The organism is Kitasatospora nipponensis, assembly GCF_039528135.1.
In the GTDB taxonomy this organism is placed as follows: Bacteria; Actinomycetota; Actinomycetes; order Streptomycetales; family Streptomycetaceae; genus Kitasatospora; species Kitasatospora nipponensis.
Genome location: NZ_BAAALF010000002.1, coordinates 111197 through 133413 on the forward strand (window position 1 = coordinate 111197; position 22217 = coordinate 133413).

Here is a 22217-nt window from a genome sequence, read left to right on the forward strand (position 1 = left end):
TTTCCGGCGGCTCGGCGGCGTGGCGGGCCGCGGGCCCCGCGGATCGGGGCCGGGGGCCGGGTCGGGGGCCCGGTCGGGGGCGGGTCAGGACCAGCGGGCGGTGGCGCCCGGGGGGGGGGGGGGGGGGGGCCCCCGGGGGGGGGGGGGGGGGGGCGGGGGGGGGGGCGGGGGCGGGGGCGGGCCAGGACCAGCGGGCGATGCGGCCCAGCAGCAGCGCGCCGGCCGCCACACCGGCGGTGGAGGTGCGCAGCACCGAGGGGCCCAGCCGGTAGGGGCGGGCGCCGGCCTCGGCGAAGGCGGCCAGCTCCTCGGGGCTCACCCCGCCCTCCGGGCCCACGACCAGCACCAGCTCGCCGGTGGCCGGCAGCTCGGCGGTGGCCAGCGGCTCGGCGCCCTCCTCGTGCAGCACGGCCGCGAAGGCGGCGGCGGCCAGCAGCGGCGCCAGCTGGCGGGTCGTCATCGGCTCGTGCACCTCGGGGAAGCGCAGCCGGCGGGACTGCTTGCCCGCCTCGCGCGCGGTGGAGCGCCACTTGGCCAGCGCCTTGGCGCCGCGCTCGCCCTTCCACTGAGTGATGCAGCGCGAGGCGGACCAGGGGATCACCGCGTCGACGCCGACCTCGGTCATCGTCTCCACCGCCAGCTCGCCCCGCTCCCCCTTGGGCAGCGCCTGGACCACGGTGATCCACGGCTGCGGGCGGGGCTCGGCGAGCACCACCTCGAGCCGCACGTCCAGCGCCTCCTTGCCGTGCACGGCGGTCACCACCCCGTGGCCGCCGTGGCCCTGACCGTCGGTCAGGGTGACCGCCTCGCCGACCGCCAGGCGCTTCACGGCGACGGCGTGCCGGCCCTCGGGGCCCTCGAGGCGGACGTCGGCGCCGGGTCCGGCGGCGGTCAGCCGGGCGCTGTCGACGACGAAGACGGGTGCGGTCATGGGGATTCCTCGCGCGCGGTGGTGGGAACGTGTGCAGCCCCGGATCGGGGATCCGGGGCTGCACACGGCAGACGGTGGAGCGGGCGGGCGCCCTGCTCGCGACCGGTGGGCGGTGGCCGCCGGTCGCCTCGGGCCGAGCGGGACCGCCCGGGCCGGTCAGCGACCGTTGAAGGCGTCCTTCAGCCGGGAGAAGAGGCCCTGCTGGCCCGGCGCGAAGTGGCCCGACGGCCGCTCCTCGCCGCGCAGCACCGCCAGGCGGCGCAGCAGGTCCTCCATCTCGGGGTCGAGCTTGGTCGGCGTCTGCACCTCGACATGCACTATCAGGTCGCCCCGGCCACCCCCGCGCAGGTGGGTGACGCCCCGTCCGTGCAGTGGGATCGACTGGCCGGACTGGGTGCCGGGCCGGATGTCGACCTCCTCCAGACCGTCCAGCGTCTGCAGCGGCACCTGGGTGCCGAGCGAGGCGGCGGTCATCGGGATGGTGACCGTGCAGTGCAGGTCGTCGCCGCGGCGCTGGAAGGTCGGGTGACTGGTCTCGGCGATCTCCACGTAGAGGTCGCCGGCCGGGCCGCCGCCGGGGCCGACCTCGCCCTCGCCGGCCAGCTGGATCCGGGTGCCGTTGTCGACACCGGCGGGGATCTTGACCGTGAGGGTGCGCCGGGCGCGGACCCGGCCGTCGCCCGCGCACTCGGGGCACGGGGTGGGGACCACGGTGCCGAAGCCCTGGCACTGCGGGCAGGGGCGGGAGGTCATGACCTGGCCCAGGAAGGACCGGGTGACCTGCGAGACCTCGCCCTTGCCGCGACACATGTCACAGGTCTGCGCGGAGGTACCGGGGGCGGCGCCCTCACCGCTGCACGTGGTGCAGGTGACGGCGGTGTCGACCTGGAGTTCCTTGGTGGTGCCGAAGGCGGCCTCCTCCAGGGTGATCTCCAGGCGGATCATGGCGTCCTGGCCGCGCCGGGTGCGCGAGCGCGGGCCGCGCTGACCGGAGGCGGCGCCGAAGAAGGCGTCCATGATGTCGGAGAAGCCGAAGCCCGCCGCGCCCGCGCCGAAGCCGCCCGCGCCGCCGCCGTTCGGCGACAGCGGGTCGCCGCCCAGGTCGTAGACCTGGCGCTTCTGCGGGTCGGAGAGCACCTCGTAGGCGGCGTTGATCTCCTTGAACCGCTCCTGCGTCTTCGGGTCCGGGTTGACGTCCGGGTGCAGTTCACGGGCAAGGCGCCGGAACGCCTTCTTGATCTCGTCCTGCCCCGCATCCCGTCGGACGCCGAGTACCGCGTAGTAGTCCGTGGCCACCAAATGCTCCGCTTGTTCCGCCTCTAGAAGTGCTGCGACTGGGTCCTACTAAATGTAGTAGGTGGTTCTCTTACGACTCGGCCAGGATCTGACCCACGTACCGTGCCACCGCTCGCACTGCTCCCATCGTGCCGGGGTAGTCCATCCTGGTGGGACCGATCACCCCGAGCTTGGCCACGCTCTCGTCGCCCGAACCGTAACCGACCGAGACGACCGAGGTGGAATTCAGGCCCTCGTACTCGTTCTCCCGGCCGATCCGCACGGTCATGCCGGCCTCGGTGGTCTCGCCCAGCAGGCGCAGCAGCACCACCTGCTCCTCCAGCGCCTCGAGCACGGGCTGGATGGTGAGCGGGAAGTCGTGGCCGAAGCGGGTCAGGTTGGCCGTGCCGGCCAGCATGATCCGCTCCTCGTTCTGCTCCACCAGGGACTCGAAGAGCGTGGACAGGACGGTGGTCACCATCGGGCGCTCGGAGGGCTCGAAGGACGAGGGCAGGTCCTCGACCAGGGCCGGTACGTCGGGGAAGCGTCTGCCGCCGGCCTTGGCGTTCAGCCGGGCGCGCAGGTCCGCCAGGGTGGTCTCCCCCACCGGGCCCGGGCAGTCGACCATCCGCTGCTCGACCCGGCCGGTGTTGGTGATCAGCACCAGCATGACCTTGGTGGGCGCGAGGGCGACCAGCTCGACGTGGCGGACCGTGGAGCGGGTCAGCGAGGGGTACTGGACCACCGCGACCTGCCGGGTCAGCTGGGCGAGCAGGCGCACCGTGCGCGCCACCACGTCGTCGAGGTCGACCGCGCCGTCCAGGAAGTGCCGGATCGCCCGGCGCTCGGGGGCGGTCATCGGCTTGACCTCGGCCAGCCGGTCGACGAAGAGCCGGTAGCCCTTGTCGGTCGGGATCCGGCCGGCGCTGGTGTGCGGCTGGTGGATGTAGCCGTCCTCTTCGAGGGTGGCCATGTCGTTGCGCACGGTGGCGGGCGAGACGCCGAGGTTGTGCCGCTCGACCAGGGCCTTGGAGCCGACCGGCTCCTCGGTGCCCACGTAGTCCTGCACGATCGCGCGGAGCACGGCGAGCTTGCGCTCGTCGAGCTGGCGGACGTCCAGCCGGCTCACCTCGCTGCCACCCGCGCGGGCGACGGCGGGGCGGGCCGCGGCGGACCGGGCGGCAGCGGCGGGAGCCGCGGCACCGGGGCCGGACCGGCCGGACTCCGACCGGCTGGAATCCGACCGGTGGGGGTCGGACGCACGGGAATCGGACTCGGCTTCGTCGAACATGGCACGCACCTCCCTCTTCGCGCGTTGTCCTGGTACCAGGTCTTGCGGTGGCTTTCGGCTGGTTTGGCACTCTGCTCGCCAGAGTGCCAAAACCGTACCTGCCAGTGTAAGGCCCGGGCCCGACAGCAGGAACGCCCCGGCCCGGGATGCCGCGAGGATCACGTTCGCGGCCCCCTCGGCTCGGCCGCACCACGACACACCCGGGTGTGCCGCAGTGCGGCAGGGGTGGTGCCTGGGGCCGGGTGAAGTGGCAGCATCGATAGCGACCGCGACTGACGTACCGAGGAGCAGCCATGTCGGCGTCCGGCCCCCACACCCGCTTCGCTCCCGACCGTGGACTCACCGGGCGGATGGTCACCACGATGTTCCTGATCGGGCTGCTCTACGTGGGCTTCACCGGTGTGCTCATCGTGTTGCTGCGCGGAGCCTGGCCGCTGATCGTCCTGCTCTCGGGCGGGCTGTTCGTCGCCCAGTTCTGGTTCAGCGACAAGATCACCGAACGGGCGATGGGCGCCCACGAGGTCACCCCGGAGCAGTACCCGCAGCTGCACGGCACCATTGACCGGCTCTGCGCCCTGGCCGACATGCCCAAGCCGCGGGTCGCGGTGGCGGACAACGACATGCCCAACGCCTTCGCCACCGGCCGCAACCCGCAGAAGTCGGTCGTCTGCGTGACCACCGGGCTGCTGCGCCGCCTGGAGCCGGAGGAGCTGGAGGGCGTGCTGGCGCACGAGCTCTCGCACGTCGCCCACCGGGACGTCGCGGTGATGACGGTGGCCGGCTTCCTCGGGGTGCTGGCCGGCGCGATCACCCGCATCGCCTTCTACAGCGGGATGATGGGCGGCGGCAACCGGAACAACAACAACGACAGCAACGCCGCGATCGCGATGATCATCATCCCGCTGGTCAGCATGGTGGTGTACGCGATCAGCTTCCTGCTGACCCGGGTGCTCTCGCGCTACCGCGAGCTGGCCGCCGACCGCGCCGCCGCGCAGCTCACCGGCCGGCCCAGCGCGCTGGCCTCCGCGCTGACCAAGGTGACCGGGCAGATCGCCGCGATCCCGACCAAGGACCTGCGCCAGGCCCAGCCCTACAACGCCTTCTACTTCGCGCCCGCGATCAGCGCGCGCGAGGCCGCCACCCAGCTGATGTCCACCCACCCCTCGCTGGAGCAGCGGCTGGCGCAGCTGGCCAAGATCTCCGCCGAACTGGGCCGCTGAGCACCTGCTCCCCGGCGCCCGCCGCGGTGCCCCGCACCACCCACCCGCACTGCTCGCACCACCCGCACTGCTGAGGAAGGAACGACTCGTGGGATTCCTGGACGCGCTGCTCGGCCGGAGCAAGCCGGTCCGACCGGACCTCGACCAGCTCTTCGGGGTGCCGTCGGCCGCCCTGACCCTGGAGGCCGCGGCCGGCTTCACCCCGACCGGACTGGGCTCGGTCTGCTTCGCCGCGGTCGAGGGCGGGGCGTTCGGCGAGGTGGAACGCCAGGTGCGGGCGCTGCTGGACGCCGACACGCCGAACGGCGGGGTCCCCGTGGAGGCCAGCCGCGACGACTACGGCTACTCCTGGCTGCTGGCCCGGCACACCCCGCAGGAGCTGCCGGAGCTGGTCAACGACCTGCACGCGGTCAACAGCGAGCTGGAGGCCAACGGCTTCGGCCCGCAGCTGCTCTGCTCCCTGGTCGCCTTCCGCAACGAGGCCGGCCAGTCGCTGGCCCTGGTCTACCTCTACAAGCGCGGGACGTTCTACCCCTTCGCCCCGATGCCCGGGGGCGGGGAGCGCCGCAACAGCCCGCTCGAACTCCAGGTCAAGGCGATGCTCGGCGACGACCTGCGGGTGGAGTCGGACCTGAGCCGCTGGTTCCCGGTCTGGGGCGCGCCCGGCCTGTGACGGCTGACGGCCCGTCGGACCTTCCTATAGTTCCTCCCATGCGCAGCACTCAGTACGGTCCCGACCTCACCCCGCCGTGGAAGCGGCAGCAGCCCGCGCCCGAGGTGGCGGCCGACCGCGACCTGGTGGTCGAGGAGGCCGTCAGCGGCTTCTGCGGCGCCGTCGTGCGCTGCGAGAAGACGGCCGAGGGCCTGACGGTGACCCTGGAGGACCGGTTCGGCAAGCACCGGGTCTTCCCGATGGTCCCGCGTGGCTTCCTGCTGGAGGGCAAGGTCGTCACCCTGGTCCGCCCGGGCAGGAGCGCCTCGGCCCGGGGCCCCGCGCGGACGGCCTCGGGCTCGGTGGCGGTGCCGGGCGCCCGAGCCAGGGTCGCGCGGGAGTCGCGGATCTACGTGGAGGGCCGCCACGACGCCGAGCTCGTCGAGCGGGTCTGGGGCGACGACCTGCGGATCGAGGGCGTCGTGGTGGAGTACCTGGAGGGAATCGACGATCTGCCGGCGATCGTCGACAAGTTCGCCCCCGGCGGCGGCCGCCGCCTCGGCGTGCTGGTGGACCACCTGCTCCCCGGTACCAAGGAGCATCGGATCGCCGCCCAGGTCACCGGTGACGCCGTCCTGGTGGTGGGTCACCCGTTCATCGACATCTGGCAGGCCGTCAAACCGGCCCGTGTGGGGATCCCCGGCTGGCCCGACGTGCCGTACGGGGAGGTATGGAAGGAGGGCATCTGCCGGCGCCTGGGCTGGCCGGTGGACACGCCCGCCGCCTGGAAGCGGATCCTCGCCTCGGTGAACTCCTTTCGGGACCTGGAGCCGACGCTGCTGGGCCGGGTGGAGGAACTGATCGACTTCGTCACCCAGCCGGGGAGCTGACCAGCGCGGGAGTAGCGGTGTCGACCGGGGTCGGGGACTCCTCGGGCACGGACATCCCCATCAGGGCGGGACCGAAGCAGTCCGGGATCGAGTTGACGATCCGGCCCGTCATGACGGCGGCCGGCGGAGCGCCGGGGCCGGAGAACACCTCGCTGAGCAGCAGGAGCGTGGCCCCCGAGGGAATCCGGGTCGGATCGATCCGCACCGTCCCGGGGGCGTCACCGACCCGGTGCTCCGAACTCCAGTACGCGGCCTGCGGCGGCAGCGGGCTGTGGCAGGCCTCGGCCTGCGCCGGGCTCTCCTGCAGGCCGACCACGGGCACGCCGTCCCTGCGCAACTCCTCGACCAGGTCCGGCAGGGCGCCGGCCTTCCAGAGCGCCACCACGAACGTCCCGTCGCTCTCGCGGGTCACCGCGTAGGCCGCGGCGCCGCCGTCCTCGCCGCCCAGCACGGTGGGCAGGACCACCGCCGCCACGGTGACGGCCGCGACGCCCGCGACGGCCAGCGGCACGCGGTGCCGGTAGACCTGGTCGCGGCTGAAGAGCGGCCGGCGCGGCGGAGGGAGCGCGTCGTAGCGCTGGGCGGCGAGCAGGGCGAGCTCCTCCGCGAGGCGCTGCTCGAACTTGCTGGTGGTGTTGCGTGTGGCGTTCACGGGGCACTCTCCATGAGGGGGTCAGGGGTGGTGCGGGCGGCGGCACGCCGAGGGACCGGAAGGGCCGGGGAGGCGGCGGGCCGGGAGCTGGAGGGCCTGCCCCCGGACGGCAGCGCATCGGACGGCAGGGGCCCGGGCCGCAGGGGCCCGGACGGCAGGGGCCCGGACGGCAGGGGCCCGGAGATTGGGGGCCCGGCGGCATCGGCCCGCAGATCGTCGGCGCGCAGCAGCCGGCGGGCGCGGTGCAGGCGGACCCGCACGGTGGCCCGGCTGATGCCCAGGGCCTGGGCCGTCTCGGCCTGGTTCAGTCCGTCGACGGTCATCAGGTCGAGGACGGCGCGCAGCGGCTCGGAGAGCGCCCTGTGCCGCAGCGCCAGGGCGCGGGCGGCGCGCTCGGCGTCGATCCGCTCCTCCAGCGCGGCGAGGTCCTCCTCGTCCAGCAGGCGGCGGCCGCTCAACCGGCTGAGTGCGCCACGCTCACGCGCGCTGCCCCTCGCGTGGCCGGCCAGGACGTGCCGGGCGATGCCGTAGAGCCAGGCGATCGGCACGCCCTTGTCCGGGCGGTACCCGGGGGCGGCCTCCAGGGCGGCGACGAAGACGTCCGCGGTGAGGTCGGCGGCGAGGTTGGGGTCGGTCACCCGGCGGGTGACGAAGCCGAGGACGGCGTCGACGTGCTCGCGGTAGAAGGCGGTGAAGCCCTCGGTGGTGGTCAGCACGGGCGCGGGCCGGGCACGCTCGGGCGGCGGCGGGAAGGGTGGCGTCGGCGGGCCGGCGCCCGCCCACGCGCCGTCCCCTCGGGCGTTCTGCTGGCGGTGTCGCATGCTGGCCTCCTGGTGGCTGGGACGCTGTGCGGTCCCTCATCCACTACTTGGCCGATCGAGCCGAAAGCGTTTCATCGCCCTCCGCCGAACCCCGCGCGCCCGCCCCACCCCGGCCGCCGCCGACCCGCCGGGCCCCCGCCGTCAGTCCACCAGGTCGCGGACCACCGCGTCCGCGAGCAGCCGCCCGCGCAGCGTCAGCGCGGCGCGCCCCGCCGCGTAGGCCTCCGCCCGCAGCAGGCCGTCCGCCAGCGCCCGCTCGGCGGCGCGCAGCCCGGCCGGCCCGAGCAGGTCCAGCGGGCACCCCTCGACCAGCCGCAGCTCCAGCAGGATCCGCTCCACCCGCTGGTCCTCGGCGGGCAGCACCTCACGGCCCAGGGCGGGGGTGCGCCCCTCGGCCAGCGCCTGCGCGTAGGCGGCCGGGTGCTTGGCGTTCCACCACCGCACGCCCCCGACGTGGCTGTGCGCCCCCGGGCCGGCGCCCCACCAGTCGGCGCCGGTCCAGTAGAGCTCGTTGTGCCGGCAGCGCCCGGCCTCGCTGCTCGCCCAGTTGGAGACCTCGTACCAGTGGTAGCCGGCCGCCGTCAGCGCCTGCTCGGCGATCAGGTAGCGGTCGGCGTGCACGTCGTCGTCGACCATCGGCAGTTCGCCGCGCCGGATCCGGGCGGCCAGCCGGGTGCCGTCCTCGACGATCAGCGAGTAGGCCGAGACGTGGTCCGGTCCGGCGCCGATCGCCGCCTCCAGCGAGGCCCGCCAGTCGTCGTCGGACTCCCCCGGGGTGCCGTAGATCAGGTCCAGGTTGACGTGCTCGAAGCCGGCCGCGCGGGCCTCGGCGACGCACGCCTCGGGGCGGCCCGGGGTGTGGTGGCGGTCCAGCACCCGCAGCACGTGCGGGCGGGCGCTCTGCATGCCGAAGGAGATCCGGTTGAAGCCGCCCTCGCGCAGTTCGGCCAGGTAGTGCGGGTCGACCGACTCGGGGTTCGCCTCGGTGGTGACCTCGGCGTCCGGGGCCAGCCCGAACTCCTCGCGGATCGCGGCGAGCATCGCCACCAGGTCGCGGGCCGGCAGCAGGGTCGGGGTGCCGCCACCCAGGAAGACCGTGCGCACCGGCAGCTCGACGGCGCCCAGCACCGAGCGGGCGAGCCGGACCTCGGCGACCAGGTTCTGCGCGTAGGTCTCCTGCGAGGCCACCGCACCCGAAGAACGCAGCTCGGTGGCGGTGTAGGTGTTGAAGTCGCAGTACCCGCAGCGGGTGGCGCAGTAGGGCACGTGCAGGTAGAACCCGAACGGCCGCTCGCCCAGGCCCTTCAGGGCGTGGGCGGGCAGCGAACCGTCGGACGGCACGGGTTCACCGTCGGGAAGTGCGGAGGGCATGGCTCCATTGTCCGGTACCGGCGCGGTCCCCCGCGCCGGTCCCCGGCCCCCGGGTGCTCAGGCCTCGTTGGCGCCCGTGTACATCTCGGCGACGGCGTCCGCGTAGGTCCGCTCGACCACCGGGCGCTTGATCTTCAGGCTCGGGGTCAGCTCGCCGTGCTCGATGTCCAGGTCGCGCGGCAGGATGGTGAACTTCTTGATCGTCTGCCAGCGCTGCAGCTCGACGTTGAGCTTCTTGACGAAGCCCTCCACCAGCTCCCGCACCTCGGGCGAACCGACCACCTCGGCGTAGCTCTTCTTGCCCAGCGACCGCTCGGCCGCCCACGGCATGATCACCGTCTCGTCCAGCGAGATCAACGCCGTGCAGTAGTTGCGCCCGTTGCCGATCACCAGGATGTTGCTGACGAAGGGGCAGATCGCCTTGAACTTGCCCTCGACCTCGCTGGGGGCGACGTACTTGCCGCCGGAGGTCTTGAACATGTCCTTCTTGCGGTCCGTGATCCGGAGGTAGCCGTCCTTGCCCAGCTCGCCGATGTCGCCCGTGTGGAACCAGCCGTCCGGCTCCAGCACCTCGGCGGTCTGCTCGGGAAGCTGGTGGTAGCCGCGCATCACGCCGGGGCCGCGCAGCAGGATCTCGCCGTCCTCGGCGATCCGGACCTCGGTGCCCGGCAGCGGCATGCCGACGGTGCCGACCCGGACGTCCTCGGCGCGGTTGACGGTCGAGCCGGCGCTGGTCTCGGTCAGGCCGTAGCCCTCCAGGATCGGCACGCCGGCGCCCAGGAAGAAGTAGCCGATCTCGGGGGCCAGTGCGGCGCTGCCGGAGACCGAGCCGCGCAGCCGGCCGCCGAAGGCGGCGCGGATCTTGGCGTACACGAGCTTGTCGGCGATCGCGTGCTGCAGGCTCAGGCCCAGCGGCGCGCTGTCGCGGCCGGTGGCGATCCGGTTGGCCTGGGTGGTCTGGGCGTAGGTGCGGGCCACCTTGGCCGCCCAGAGGAAGATCTTGTACTTGGCGCCGCCCTCGGCCCTGGCCCGGCCCGCGATGCCGTTGTAGACCTTCTCGAAGATCCGCGGCGCGGAGGCCATCAGGGTCGGCCGGATGACCGGCAGGTTGTGGATGATCCGGTCGACCCGACCGTCCACCGCCATCACGTGGCCGGTGGCGATCTGCCCCGAGATCAGGGTCTTGCCGAAGACGTGCGAGAGCGGCAGCCACATGAACTGCACGTCCTCGGCCCGCAGCAGGCCGCTCTCCTGCTGCGCCACGCCCTCGTAGGCCCAGCAGTCGTGGACCAGCCGCACGCCCTTGGGGCGGCCGGTGGTGCCGGAGGTGTAGATCAGGGTGGCGAGCTGTTCGCGGTCCAGGGCGTCGACGGCCTGCTGGACGGCGTCCGGGTGCTGCTTGAGGTACGCGGCGCCGCGCTCCTCGAGCTCGGCCAGCGTGACGACCTCCAGCCCCTCGGCCGCCGGCGGCTCGGCGGGTGCGTCGAAGAGGATCACCTGGCCCAGTGCGGGCAGCTGCTCGCGCTGGGCGACCACCTTGGCCAGCTGGGTGGCGTTCTCCGCGAAGACCGCCTTGCTCTCGGAGTTGGCCAGGATGAAGGCCGTCTCGTCCGCGTTGGTGCTCGGGTAGACCGTCGTGGTGGCCGCGCCGGCGCACATGTTGGCCAGGTCCGCCAGGATCCACTCGACCCGGGTCGAGGAGGCGATCGCGACCCGGTCCTCCGAGCCGATCCCCAGCGCCATCAGGCCGGCGGCGAGGTTCTTGACCCGGACCGCGGTCTGCCCCCAGGTGAGCGAGCGCCACTGCTCCGCACCCGGGGCACCGTCGGCCGCGTGCTCGTCGACCGGAACGGGGAACCGGTAGGCCTCGCCGTCAGGGGTGGCCTCTACCCTGCTGAGGAACAGGTGTGCCACCGAGGTGGGACGACCGGCGATCTTGTCGGAGCCGATGACGGACTGCGCTGAACTCAACGAGACCTCCGGGGGAGCCAGGTGGCCGAGGGTGGGGGGAGCGGAATGGGGGGTGGACCGCCCGAGGGTCTTGTTAACCCGTGGGTAACAAGACTGCCGACAGCCTAGGGGTTCGGGGGCGCCGATGTAAGAGGGCACGGTGCTCTGGCACACCAGCGACGCAATAGTGCAAAAGACAGGGCAAGTCCAGCGGTCGGATCACGATAATCCCGTGCGGCGACCGGCGAAAGACCGAGAATGAGGATGCGAATCCTCCCGTCGGAGGGTGCGAATCCTCCTGTCGACAACGAGAGTGTCCGAGTGCTGATCCGACTTCTCAGGTCCCATCTGGGGCCCTACGCCAAACCCGTCTACCTCCTGATCCTGCTCCAGCTCGTGTCCACGATCGCCACGCTCTACCTGCCGACCCTGAACGCCGACATCATCGACAACGGCGTCATCAAGGGGGACACCGGCTACATCATGCGCATCGGCGGTGTGATGATCGCCGTCACGCTCGCCCAGGTGCTCTGCTCGATCGGCGCGGTGTACTTCGGGGCCCGGACCGCCATGGCCGTCGGTCGCGACCTGCGGGCCTCGGTCTTCGATCGGGTGCAGAGCTTCTCGGCCCGTGAGCTGGGCCACTTCGGCGCACCCTCGCTCATCACCCGCACCACCAACGACGTGCAGCAGGTCCAGATGCTGGTCCTGATGACGTTCACGCTCATGGTCGCCGCACCGATCATGTGCGTGGGCGGCATCGTGATGGCCCTCAACCAGGACGTCCCGCTCTCCAGCCTGCTGGTCGTGGTGGTCCCGGCCCTGGGCGCCATCGTCCTGGTGCTGATCCGCAAGCTGCGGCCGCTCTTCCGCACCATGCAGGTGCGGGTCGACGGCGTCAACCGGATCCTGCGCGAGCAGATCTCCGGCATCCGGGTGATCCGGGCCTTCGTCAAGGACGACCACGAGCAGGCCCGCTTCGGCGGGGCCAACGACGACCTCACCGCCGTCTCGCTGCGCACCGCCCGCCTGATGGCGTTCATGTTCCCCAGCGTGATGCTGGTGGTGAACGTCTCCAGCGTGGCCGTGCTCTGGTTCGGCGCCCACCGGATCGACAGCGGCAGCATGCAGATCGGCGCCCTCACCGCGTTCCTCTCCTACCTGCTGCAGATCCTGATGAGCGTCATGATGGCCACCTTCATGTTCATGATGGTGCCGCGCGCCGAGGTCTGCGCCGAGCGCATCGTCGAGGTGCTCGACACCGAGTCGAGCGTCGTGCCGCCGAGCGCGCCGGTCACCGAGCTGCTCTCGCACGGCCACCTCGAACTGCGCGCGGTGGGCTTCCGCTACCCCGGCGCCGAGGCGCCGGTGCTGCGCGGGATCGACCTCACCGCCCGGCCGGGCGAGACCACCGCGGTGATCGGCAGCACCGGCAGCGGCAAGAGCACGCTCCTCGGGCTGATCCCGCGGCTCTTCGACGCCACCGACGGCGAGGTGTGGGTCAACGGTGTCGACGTGCGCCAGGTCGCACCGGCCCTGCTGGCCGAGAAGGTCGGGCTGGTCCCGCAGAAGCCGTACCTCTTCACCGGGACGGTCGCCAGCAACCTGCGCTACGGCCGCCCGGACGCGACCGACGAGGAGCTCTGGGCGGCCCTGGAGACCGCGCAGGCCAGGGACTTCGTGGAGCGCCTGGACGGCGGCCTGCAGGCGGCGATCGCGCAGGGCGGGAGCAACGTCTCCGGCGGCCAGCGCCAGCGGCTCGCGATCGCCCGGGCCCTGGTGCGCCGGCCGGAGATCTACCTCTTCGACGACTCGTTCTCCGCGCTCGACTACGCCACCGACGCCCGGCTGCGGGCCGCGCTGGCCCAGGAGACCGCCGACGCGACGGTGGTGATCGTCGCCCAGCGCGTGAGCACCATCCGGGACGCCGATCGGATCATCGTCCTGGATGAGGGTGCGGTGGTCGGCAGCGGAACGCACCACGAGCTGATGGCCGACAACCCGACGTACCGGGAGATCGTGCTCTCCCAGCTCACCGAGCAGGAGGCGGCGTGACCACCCCGCAGAAGCCCGCCGGCCCGCAGGCCGACGGCAAGGCTCCGGGCCCGCAGCCCGCAGGCAAGATCGCAGGTTCGCAGGAGGCGGCCGCCCGGCGCGGACCGGGCGGCGTCGGCCGCTTCGCGGGCGCCCAGGGCGCCGAGAAGTCGATGGACTTCAAGGGCTCCAGCCGCCGCCTGCTGGGGCTGCTGCGCCCCGAGCGGGCGGCCCTGACCGGCATGATCGCGCTGGGGGTCCTCAGCGTCGGCTGCGCGGTGATAGGACCGAAGATCCTCGGCCGGGCGACCGACCTGATCTTCGCCGGCGTGGTGGGCCACAACATCACCTCGCAGCAGGTCCTGGACAAGATCCTGGCGGGCGGCGGCAAGCAGGCCGACCTGCTGCGCTCGCTGCACTTCACCCCGGGCCAGAGCATCGACTTCGGGGCGATCGGCAGCGTCCTGCTCTGGGTGCTGGGCATCTACGTGGCCTCGGCCGTCTTCGGCATCATCCAGGGCCGGCTCGCCGCCCGGGTGATCAACCGGACCGTCAACCGGCTGCGCGCCGACGTGGACGCCAAGCTCTCCCGGCTGCCGCTCAGCTACTTCGACAAGCAGGCCCGCGGCGAGGTGCTCAGCCGGGTCACCAACGACATCGACAACGTCGGCCAGTCCATGGGTCAGACCATGGGCCAGGTGGTGAACTCGCTGCTCACCATCGTCGGCGTGCTGGCGATGATGTTCTGGATCTCCTGGCTGCTGGCCCTGATCGCGCTGATCTCGGTGCCGCTGTCGGTGGTGGTCGCCGCCCGGGTCGGCAAGCGCGCCCAACCGCAGTTCGTCGCCCAGTGGAAGACCACCGGCAAGCTCAACGCGCACATCGAGGAGATGTACACCGGGCACAGCCTGGTGAAGGTCTTCGGGCGGCAGAAGGAGTCGGCGCAGACCTTCCGCGAGGAGAACGAGGCGCTCTTCGCCTCCAGCTTCAAGGCCCAGTTCATCTCCGGGATCATCCAGCCCGCGATGATGTTCATCGGCAACCTCAACTACGTGCTGGTCGCGGTGGTCGGCGGTCTGCGGGTGGCCAGCGGCGCGCTCTCGATCGGCGACGTGCAGGCCTTCATCCAGTACTCGCGGCAGTTCAGCCAGCCGCTCACCCAGGTGGCCAGCATGGCCAACCTGGTGCAGTCCGGCGTCGCCTCGGCCGAGCGGGTCTTCGAGCTGCTGGACGCCCCGGAGCAGTCCCCCGAGCCGCAGCACCCCGAGCGCCCCGCCGAGCTGCGCGGGCTGGTCGCCTTCGAGGACGTCGCGTTCCGCTACGACCCCGCCAAGCCGCTGATCTCGGACCTGTCGCTGAAGGTCGAGCCCGGCCAGACGGTCGCCATCGTCGGTCCCACCGGCGCGGGCAAGACCACCCTGGTCAACCTGCTGATGCGGTTCTACGACGTCAGCGGCGGGCGGATCACGCTGGACGACGTCGACATCGCGGCGATGTCGCGCGAGGAGCTGCGCTCCGGCATCGGCATGGTGCTGCAGGACACCTGGCTCTTCGGCGGCACGATCGCCGAGAACATCGCCTACGGCTCCTCCGGCGCCACCCGCGAGCAGGTCGTCGAGGCGGCCAGGGCCGCCCACGTCGACCGCTTCGTGCGCACCCTGCCGGAGGGCTACGACACGGTGATCGACGACGAGGGCACCGGTGTCAGCGCCGGCGAGAAGCAGCTGATCACCATCGCCCGGGCCTTCCTGTCGCAGCCGAGCATCCTGGTGCTGGACGAGGCGACCAGCTCGGTGGACACCCGGACCGAGGTGCTCATCCAGCGCGCCATGGCCCGGCTGCGCACCGGCCGCACCAGCTTCGTCATCGCGCACCGCCTCTCCACCATCCGCGACGCCGACGTGATCCTGGTGATGGAGGACGGCGCGATCGTCGAGCAGGGCTCGCACGACGAGCTGATCGCCGCCGAGGGCGCCTACGCCCGTCTCTACCAGGCCCAGTTCGCCCAGGCCGTCGCCGAGATGGACTGATGACGCGCTGATCCGCCCGAGCGGATCGGGCCGGCCGGGCGGGGCCCGGCACAGCGGGGCGGGATGTGACGCAGGACACTGTCACATCCCGTCCCGCTCTCTTGTCCCCTGGGCGAACGCGAAACACCGCACCGGAGGAGAACGAGATGAACGGGCAGCACATCGTGGTCATCGGCGCGGGCTACGCGGGGATCACCGCGGCCACCGGGGCGGGGCGCCGCTGCCGGGTGACCCTGATCGCCCCCGAGGCCCTCTTCGCCCAGCGGATCCGCCAGCACGAGACCGCCGCGGGCCACCGCGAGCACCGGCCGGCGCTCGCCGCGCTGATCCGCGGGCGCAGCGTGACGCACCGTCAGGCCCGGGTCGGCGAGATCGACCTGGCGGGGCGCAAGGTCCTGCTGGAGGACGGCGAGGCCATCGGCTACGACACGCTGGTCTACGCCCTGGGCAGCTCCACCGCATGGCGCGGGGTCCCCGGCGCCGCCGAGTCGGCGTACGGCGTCGAGCGGGCGGCCGAGCTGCGCGGGCGGGTGCGCGGCGCCGAGCGGCCCGGCACGGTGGCCGTCGTCGGCGGCGGGGCCACCGGGATCGAGCTGGCCGCCGAACTCGCCGAGGCGTACCCCGCCTGGCAGGTGCGGCTGGTGGCGGCCGGCCGGGTCGGCGGCTGGTTCTCGGCCAAGGGGCGCTCGCACGTGCTGCGGGAGCTGCGGCGGCTCGGCGTGCAGATCCAGGAGGAGGCCGAGGTGACCGAGGTGACCCGGCAGGGCCTGCTCACCGCCCGCGGCCCGGTCGAGGCCGAGGTGGTCGTCTGGGCCGCCGCGATGGAGCCCAGCCCGCTGGCGGCGCAGGCCGGGCTGGGGGTCGCCGACGACGGCCGGGCCCTGGTGGACGACCGGCTGCGCTCGCTCTCGCACCCCGAGGTGCACGTGGTCGGCGATGCCGCCTCGGCGACCGTGGCCGGCACCGGGACGCTGCGGATGGGCTGCGCCACCGCGCTGCCGATGGGCCGCTACGTCGGCAAGCTGCTGTCCGGCCGCACCAGCGAGCCGTTCGCCTACCGGTACACCCTGCAGTGCCTGAGCCTGGGGCGGCGCAGCGGGCTGGTGCAGCTGGTGCGCGGGGACGACGCGATGCGTCCCACGGCGTACCGCGGCCTGACCGGCCGGCTGGTGAAGGCCGTGATCCTGCGGGGAGTGGCGGCCTCGCTGCGCTGACGGCCGGCGCGGCCGGGCGCGCGTTCGGGCGCGTTCGGGCGGGGAACGCCGTGGGGCCGGTACCGGACTCCTTCGAGTCCGGCACCGGCCCCACCGTGCGGGCGCGCGCTACTTCTTGGCGTCCTTCGGGGCGTCCGCGTCCGTCGACAGCGCGGCGATGAAGGCCTCCTGCGGGACCTCCACGCGGCCGACCATCTTCATCCGCTTCTTGCCCTCCTTCTGCTTCTCCAGCAGCTTGCGCTTGCGCGAGATGTCACCGCCGTAGCACTTGGCGAGAACGTCCTTGCGGATCGCGCGGACCGTCTCGCGGGCGATGACCCGCGAGCCGATGGCCGCCTGGATCGGCACCTCGAACTGCTGGCGCGGGATCAGCTTCTGCAGCTTGCCGGCCATCATGACGCCGTAGTTGTAGGCCTTGTCCTTGTGCACGATGGCGGAGAACGCGTCCACCGCGTCGCCGTGCAGCAGGATGTCGACCTTCACCAGGTCGGCACTCTGCTCGCCGATCGGCTCGTAGTCGAAGGAGCCGTAGCCACGGGTCTTGGACTTCAGCTGGTCGAAGAAGTCGAAGACGATCTCGGCCAGCGGCAGCGTGTAGCGCAGCTCGACGCGGTCCTCGGAGAGGTAGTCCATGCCCTGCAGGTTGCCGCGGCGGTTCTGGCAGAGCTCCATGATCGCGCCGACGAACTCGTTCGGCGCCAGGATGGTGCCGCGCACCACCGGCTCGAAGACCGCGGAGATCTTGCCGGTCGGGAACTCGCTCGGGTTGGTGACGGTGTGCTCGCTGCCGTCCTCCATCTCCACCCGGTAGATCACGTTCGGCGCGGTGGAGATCAGGTCGAGGTTGAACTCGCGCTCCAGGCGCTCCCGGATGATCTCCAGGTGGAGCAGGCCGAGGAAGCCGCAGCGGTAGCCGAAGCCGAGCGCCACCGAGGTCTCCGGCTCGTAGACCAGCGCGGCGTCGTTGAGCCGCAGCTTGTCCAGCGCGTCGCGCAGCAGCGGGTAGTCGCTGCCGTCGAGCGGGTAGAGGCCGGAGAAGACCATCGGACGCGGGTCCTTGTAGCCGCCCAGCGCCTCGGTCGCACCCTTGTGCATCGAGGTGATGGTGTCACCGACCTTGGACTGCCGGACGTCCTTCACCCCGGTGATGATGTAGCCGACCTCGCCGACGCCGAGGCCGTCCGCGACCTTGGGCTCCGGCGAGATGACGCCGATCTCCAGCAGCTCGTGGGTGGCGCCGGTGGACATCATCGCGATGCGCTCGCGCTTGGTGAGCTGGCCGTCGACCACTCGCACGTAGGTGACCACGCCGCGGTAGGAGTCGTAGACCGAGTCGAAGATCATCGCGCGGGCGGGGGCGTCCTTGACGCCGACCGGGGCGGGGATCTTCTCGACCACGTGGTCGAGCAGGTCCTCCACGCCGAGGCCGGTCTTGGCGCTGACCTTGAGCACGTCCTCCGGCTCGCAGCCGATGATGTGCGCGAGCTCGGCCGCGTACTTCTCCGGCTGGGCGGCGGGCAGGTCGATCTTGTTGAGGACCGGGATGATCGTGAGGTCGTTCTCCAGCGCCAGGTACAGGTTGGCGAGGGTCTGCGCCTCGATGCCCTGGGCCGCGTCCACCACCAGGATCGTCCCCTCGCACGCCGCGAGGGAGCGGGACACCTCGTAGGTGAAGTCGACGTGACCGGGGGTGTCGATCATGTTGAGGATGTGGGTCCGACCCTCGCCCTCACCGGACCGCGGCGCCCACGGGAGGCGGACCGCCTGCGACTTGATGGTGATGCCGCGCTCGCGCTCGATGTCCATCCGGTCGAGGTACTGGGCACGCATCTGCCGGGGGTCGACCACGCCGGTGATCTGCAGCATCCGGTCGGCGAGCGTCGACTTGCCGTGGTCGATGTGGGCGATGATGCAGAAGTTGCGGATCAGCGCCGGGTCGGTACGGCTGGGCTCTGGCACGTTCGTAGGGGTCGCGGGCACCTTGGTCCGATTCTCCGTTGGTCCGGGGGCCGGACGCTGTCGTCCGATCGAGGAGCCCCGACCGTGTCTCACCACGCACCAGGGCTCCTACCATCCTCCCACGAGCCCGCACCGCCGTGCCGTCCCACTCTGCGGTCCTGGGGTTCCGCCCCCGCGGGGCGCTCCGTACGATGCCGCGCATGATCTTGGAAAGCGCCCTGCTCGACGTCCTGCCCGGCCAGGAGGACGCCTTCCTCGCCGCCTTCGCCGAGGCCAGGCCGCTGATCGCGGTGCAACGCGGCTTCCGCTCGCTGGAACTGCGGCGCTGCCTGGACGAGGGACGCGGCTCGCGCTTCCTGCTCCAGGTGGAGTGGGAGCGGCTGACCGACCACACCGAGGGGTTCCGGGGCTCGGAGCAGTACCAGCAGTGGCGCGCGCTGCTGCACCACTTCTACGCGCCCTTCCCCGAGGTCGAGCACTACGGCGAACCGCTGCTCGGCGCCTGAGCACCGCGCGGCCGCGCGGCGGGGGCCCGCGACGGGCGGGGGCCGGCCTCGCGGGCGACGCGCGGTTTGGGCCGCGCCTGGCGGCCCTGGTAGCGTAGGGCGCTGCACCCCGCTTCGGCATGCCCTCTCAGCTGGACCGGCGCGACGGTCGCAAACTCCCCCAGCCTCCGGCCGGGGGCACCCCAAGAAACACATTCCAGACAAGACTGAGGCTCCTTCGTGGCGAACATCAAGTCCCAGATCAAGCGCAACAAGACCAACGAGAAGGCGCGCCTGCGCAACAAGGCCGTCAAGTCCTCGCTGAAGACCGCGCTGCGCAAGGCCCGCGAGGCCTCTGCCGCCGGTGACACCGAGAAGGCCACCGTGCTGGCCCGCGAGGCCTCCAAGGCCCTCGACAAGGCCGTCAGCAAGGGTGTCATCCACAAGAACCAGGCCGCCAACAAGAAGTCGGCGATCACCAAGCAGGTTGCCGCCACCCAGGCCTGAGCTCCACCAGCTCTTCGCACCACCCCGTAGTACCCCGGTACTACCTGGCAGTGCCCGCAGGACCAGCCGGATCCGGCAGGAACACACGCGGCACTCGGCCACCCCTCAGGTGTCCCCGGCCCTCTACCCGGAGCCCTGAGGCGCACGGAACTCGTACCGCACGCGGCCTGCGTTCGCCACGCGGGTGCGGTGCACACAGCGTCACCTGAAGTGCCGGCTCATCGGCCTTCTCCTCCTGCCCGTCCGGTGCACACCGGACGGGCAGTACGCGTTTGTGCCCATGGATCTGCGCCGCGCGGGCTGCGGGCGCGGGCTGGAGCGGGGTGATCGGGTGGCGGCGCAGCGACCGGTGCCGGGCGTGTCGATCTCCAGAGGTTCCCTTGAGGTAGCGGGGAGCGTTGGCGTGTCAGTGTGTGCGCACCGACGACACGGGGGTGCGGGATGGACGGCGGAGGACACGGCGGCGGGGACTTCGGTGGTCACCACGGCGGCGGATCCGGTGGCCACCATCACGGGGGCGATCACCAGGGCGGGGACAACCTCGGCTGGATCGACACCAGTGACAGTGGCCGACAGCCCAGCGGGCGCAGCTCCGCGCAGGGACTCGCCGGCCGCCAGGGGTGGCTGGTGGCGGCCGGCCTGGTGGTGGTGCTCTACGCGCTCGCGCTCTGGGTCCGCTGACACCGCGGCTCGTCCCCTGGCCGGGGCGACCTCGGCGCCTGTCGGCCGCTCGGGGAGGGCGCGGGTGCCGCGGCGGCGGACCGGTCGGATATCGTCCCGGGCGGACGGCGTCCCGGCCGTGCTCCGCCCGGGCCCGTCATGCTCCGCCCGACCCGGTCATGCTCCGCCACCCTCTGGGGGACGCCCATGTCGACACCACCGCAGACCGGCTCCGGGTTCGGCGGCTTCGCGCCGCTGCCACCCCGGCAGGAGGCCGGGCAGGGACCGGCGACGGGAGCGGAGACGGGGATGGGGACAGGTACGGGTGCCGGCACGGGTGCGGTGCAGACCGTGGGCCACCCTGCGCGTCACCCGGGCGGACCGGCCACCGAGCCGGGTTCGGGGCCGGGTGGCGGTGCGGCGGGCGGCCGGGGGCGGCGCGTGCTGCGGCGGGTCGGGTGGGGGGTCGTGGGCGCGGTGCTCGCCTCCGCCGTCTGGACCGCCGCCCTGTGGACCGTGCCCTCGATGGTCGGGACGGCGTCCTCGCCACGTTCCCAGGGCCCCTACCGGCCGGTCGACGACCTGTGCGCCACGGCCCGGGTCTCCGCGTTCGGCCGGCTCTACCCGGTGCTGAGCGGGACGCCGTACCACTACACGACCCGCGACCGGGCGCTGGACGACATGTACTGCAGCCAGTACCTCAAGCACGCGGCGGGCGACACCGGGTACGTCACCCTCTACATGGAGGCCCAGCTGCACCACGCGGTCAACGCCGCACCGGAGTTCGAGGCCCAGCGGACCGGCTTCGAGCAGCGGCGGTTCCAGGTCAGCGATGTGCCCGGACTGGGTGAGCAGGCGTTCGTCGCCTACCTGGACGACCAGAGCGGAAGCGACCACGGGCGGCACTACCTGACGCAGACCCTGTACGTCCGCGACGGCGCCCTGACCTACTACCTGAACTGGTCCGGCTCCTACCAGGAGGGCCAGCAGGGCGCGCCGGACCGCGAGGGCATCCGGCAGGCGCTGCTGGCCGACACCCGGGACGCCCTGCGCGCCCTGGGCGGGCGGGGCTGACACGCCGCCAGGGGGTCGTGCGGGTCGGGTGGGACGGTCCGTCAGTAGGCGCGGGCTCCGGCGCGGGCGGCCCGGGCCACCGTGACCACGGCCCGCTCCAGCGCGTACGCCGGATCGTCGGAGCCGCCCTTGACGGCGGCGTCGGCCTGCGCGATCGCGGTCAGCGCGGTGGCCACCGCGTCACCGGTCCAACCGCGCATCTGCTGGCGGACCCGGTCGATCTTCCACGGTGGCATGCCCAGTTCGCGGGCCAGGTCGGCGGGGCGCAGCGAACGGTCCGCGGTGGCCAACCGGCCGATGCTGCGCACCCCGGCGGCCAGCGCGTAGGTGATGCCGGTCGGTGGCTGGCCGACGGCCAGTGCCCAGCGCAGCCGCTCCAGCGCGTCGGCGGCGCGGCCGGTGGCCGCGAGGTCGGCCACCTCGAAGCCGGTCGCCTCGGCCCGGCCGCTGTAGTAACGGGCCACCACCCGCTCGTCGATGGTGCCCTCGACGTCCGAGGTGAGCTGGCTGCAGGCGGCCGCCAGCTCGCGCAGGTCGCCGCCGAGCGAGTCGAGCAGGGCCTGGCACGCCTCGGGGCTCGCGGAGCGGCCGAGCGCCTTGAACTCCCCGCGGACGAAGGCGATCCGCTCGTTCGCCTTGGTGAGCTTGGGGCAGGCCACCTCCCGGCCGCCGGCCTTGCGCCCCGCGTCCAGCAGGCCCTTGCCCTTGGCTCCACCGGCGTGCACGAGCACCACGATCACCTCCTCGATCGGTGACTCGAGGTAGCGCTTGAGCTCCTTCACCGACTCGGCTCCGAGGTCCTGGGCGGCCCGGACCACGATCACCTTGCGCTCGGCGAAGAGCGAGGGCGTGGTGAGCTCGGCGAGACTGCCGGGCTGCAGGGCGCCGGGGGCGAGGTCGCGCACGTCCGTGTCGGGGTCGGCCGCCCGGGCGGCGGCCACGACCTGGGCGACCGCACGGTCGAGCAGCAGCTCCTCCTGGCCGACCGCGAGGGTCAGCGGGGCGAGCAGGTCATCGGGTGCACTCTTCCTGGCCATCGCGTACCAGCATCCCACGGGCCGCCGACAGCATCCCCCGGCGAGCTGTGCCCCCGGGGAGGGGCGGAGCGGTGGGCCGGCGGGCCGTGGCGAGGTGCCCGGTGACGGGGGGCCACGGACGCACCGGCGGGCGGGGAGAATGGGGCGGTGATCGATGACGTGCA

At 72.6% G+C, this 22217-nt stretch carries 18 protein-coding genes and 1 pseudogene; 10 read left to right on the top strand and 9 right to left on the bottom strand.

Features of this window, described 5'->3' with window-relative positions; all coding sequences use genetic code 11:
* Positions 1–184 precede the first annotated feature (184 nt).
* From ABD323_RS01305 to hrcA, 3 genes and pseudogenes are all read right to left on the bottom strand, one after another.
* Positions 185–931 (bottom strand): annotated as a pseudogene (locus tag ABD323_RS01305) (16S rRNA (uracil(1498)-N(3))-methyltransferase); the annotation flags it as partial.
* A gap of 156 nt (positions 932–1087) precedes the next feature.
* Positions 1088–2227, bottom strand: a complete 1140-nt coding sequence (dnaJ, locus tag ABD323_RS01310; RefSeq protein ID WP_344437968.1) for a molecular chaperone DnaJ — start codon at positions 2225–2227, stop codon at positions 1088–1090.
* A 70-nt stretch (positions 2228–2297) separates the two neighbouring features.
* The gene (hrcA, locus tag ABD323_RS01315; protein ID WP_344438046.1) at positions 2298–3326 is read right to left on the bottom strand and encodes a heat-inducible transcriptional repressor HrcA; all 1029 of its coding nucleotides are present in this window, start codon (positions 3324–3326) and stop codon (positions 2298–2300) included.
* 464 nt (positions 3327–3790) lie between these two features.
* Between hrcA and htpX the strand changes: the two genes are divergently transcribed.
* The 3 genes from htpX to ABD323_RS01330 all read left to right on the top strand — a co-directional run bounded on the left by htpX (position 3791) and on the right by ABD323_RS01330 (position 6259).
* Positions 3791–4717, top strand: a complete 927-nt coding sequence (htpX, locus tag ABD323_RS01320) for a zinc metalloprotease HtpX (RefSeq protein ID WP_344437970.1) — start codon at positions 3791–3793, stop codon at positions 4715–4717.
* 88 nt (positions 4718–4805) lie between these two features.
* Positions 4806–5390 (top strand): PspA-associated protein PspAB, encoded by a 585-nt coding sequence (gene pspAB / locus ABD323_RS01325; protein ID WP_344437972.1) that lies wholly within the window; start codon positions 4806–4808, stop codon positions 5388–5390.
* Between the two features lie 38 nt (positions 5391–5428).
* Entirely contained in the window at positions 5429–6259 is an 831-nt protein-coding gene (locus tag ABD323_RS01330) for a DUF3097 domain-containing protein (RefSeq protein ID WP_344437974.1), read from the top strand.
* Here the strand turns inward: ABD323_RS01330 and ABD323_RS01335 are convergent.
* From ABD323_RS01335 to ABD323_RS01350, 4 genes are all read right to left on the bottom strand, one after another.
* A complete protein-coding gene (locus tag ABD323_RS01335) occupies positions 6240–6911 on the bottom strand; it encodes a hypothetical protein (protein WP_344437977.1) in 672 nt (223 codons plus the stop codon). The genes ABD323_RS01330 and ABD323_RS01335 overlap by 20 nt on opposite strands.
* Positions 6908–7732, bottom strand: coding sequence for an RNA polymerase sigma factor (locus ABD323_RS01340; RefSeq protein ID WP_344437979.1), 825 nt, complete (start codon positions 7730–7732; stop codon positions 6908–6910). The genes ABD323_RS01335 and ABD323_RS01340 overlap by 4 nt, the downstream gene beginning before the upstream one ends.
* Before the next feature lie 141 nt (positions 7733–7873).
* A complete protein-coding gene (hemW, locus tag ABD323_RS01345; RefSeq protein ID WP_344437981.1) occupies positions 7874–9103 on the bottom strand; it encodes a radical SAM family heme chaperone HemW in 1230 nt (409 codons plus the stop codon).
* 57 nt (positions 9104–9160) lie between these two features.
* A complete protein-coding gene (locus ABD323_RS01350; protein WP_344437983.1) occupies positions 9161–11074 on the bottom strand; it encodes an AMP-dependent synthetase/ligase in 1914 nt (637 codons plus the stop codon).
* Positions 11075–11374: 300 nt separating this feature from the next.
* On the opposite strand from ABD323_RS01350, the gene ABD323_RS01355 reads away from it, so the two are divergent.
* The 3 genes from ABD323_RS01355 (at position 11375) to ABD323_RS01365 (ending at position 16331) form a co-directional block, all read left to right on the top strand.
* Positions 11375–13108, top strand: a complete 1734-nt coding sequence (locus tag ABD323_RS01355) for an ABC transporter ATP-binding protein (protein WP_344437985.1) — start codon at positions 11375–11377, stop codon at positions 13106–13108.
* 152 nt (positions 13109–13260) lie between these two features.
* Positions 13261–15117 (top strand): ABC transporter ATP-binding protein, encoded by a 1857-nt coding sequence (locus ABD323_RS01360; protein ID WP_344438048.1) that lies wholly within the window; start codon positions 13261–13263, stop codon positions 15115–15117.
* Positions 15118–15263: 146 nt separating this feature from the next.
* On the top strand, positions 15264–16331 hold the full coding sequence (locus ABD323_RS01365; protein WP_344437988.1) for an NAD(P)/FAD-dependent oxidoreductase: 1068 nt from the start codon (positions 15264–15266) through the stop codon (positions 16329–16331).
* Between the two features lie 108 nt (positions 16332–16439).
* Here ABD323_RS01365 and lepA read toward each other — a convergent pair whose 3' ends face one another.
* Positions 16440–18311 carry a translation elongation factor 4 gene (lepA, locus tag ABD323_RS01370; RefSeq protein WP_344437991.1) on the bottom strand — a complete coding sequence of 624 codons (1872 nt, stop codon included), beginning with the start codon at positions 18309–18311 and terminating at the stop codon, positions 16440–16442.
* A 179-nt stretch (positions 18312–18490) separates the two neighbouring features.
* On the opposite strand from lepA, the gene ABD323_RS01375 reads away from it, so the two are divergent.
* From ABD323_RS01375 to ABD323_RS01390, 4 genes are all read left to right on the top strand, one after another.
* Positions 18491–18796: an antibiotic biosynthesis monooxygenase family protein gene (locus tag ABD323_RS01375; RefSeq protein WP_344437993.1), complete on the top strand. Its 306-nt coding sequence runs from the start codon at positions 18491–18493 to the stop codon at positions 18794–18796.
* A 219-nt stretch (positions 18797–19015) separates the two neighbouring features.
* Positions 19016–19282 carry a 30S ribosomal protein S20 gene (rpsT, locus tag ABD323_RS01380; protein WP_344437995.1) on the top strand — a complete coding sequence of 89 codons (267 nt, stop codon included), beginning with the start codon at positions 19016–19018 and terminating at the stop codon, positions 19280–19282.
* A gap of 441 nt (positions 19283–19723) precedes the next feature.
* The gene (locus tag ABD323_RS01385) at positions 19724–19963 is read left to right on the top strand and encodes a hypothetical protein (RefSeq protein ID WP_344437997.1); all 240 of its coding nucleotides are present in this window, start codon (positions 19724–19726) and stop codon (positions 19961–19963) included.
* Positions 19964–20149: 186 nt separating this feature from the next.
* Positions 20150–21016: a hypothetical protein gene (locus ABD323_RS01390; RefSeq protein ID WP_344437999.1), complete on the top strand. Its 867-nt coding sequence runs from the start codon at positions 20150–20152 to the stop codon at positions 21014–21016.
* 41 nt (positions 21017–21057) lie between these two features.
* Here ABD323_RS01390 and holA read toward each other — a convergent pair whose 3' ends face one another.
* On the bottom strand, positions 21058–22053 hold the full coding sequence (holA, locus tag ABD323_RS01395; protein WP_344438001.1) for a DNA polymerase III subunit delta: 996 nt from the start codon (positions 22051–22053) through the stop codon (positions 21058–21060).
* Between the last annotated feature and the right edge of the window lie 164 nt (positions 22054–22217).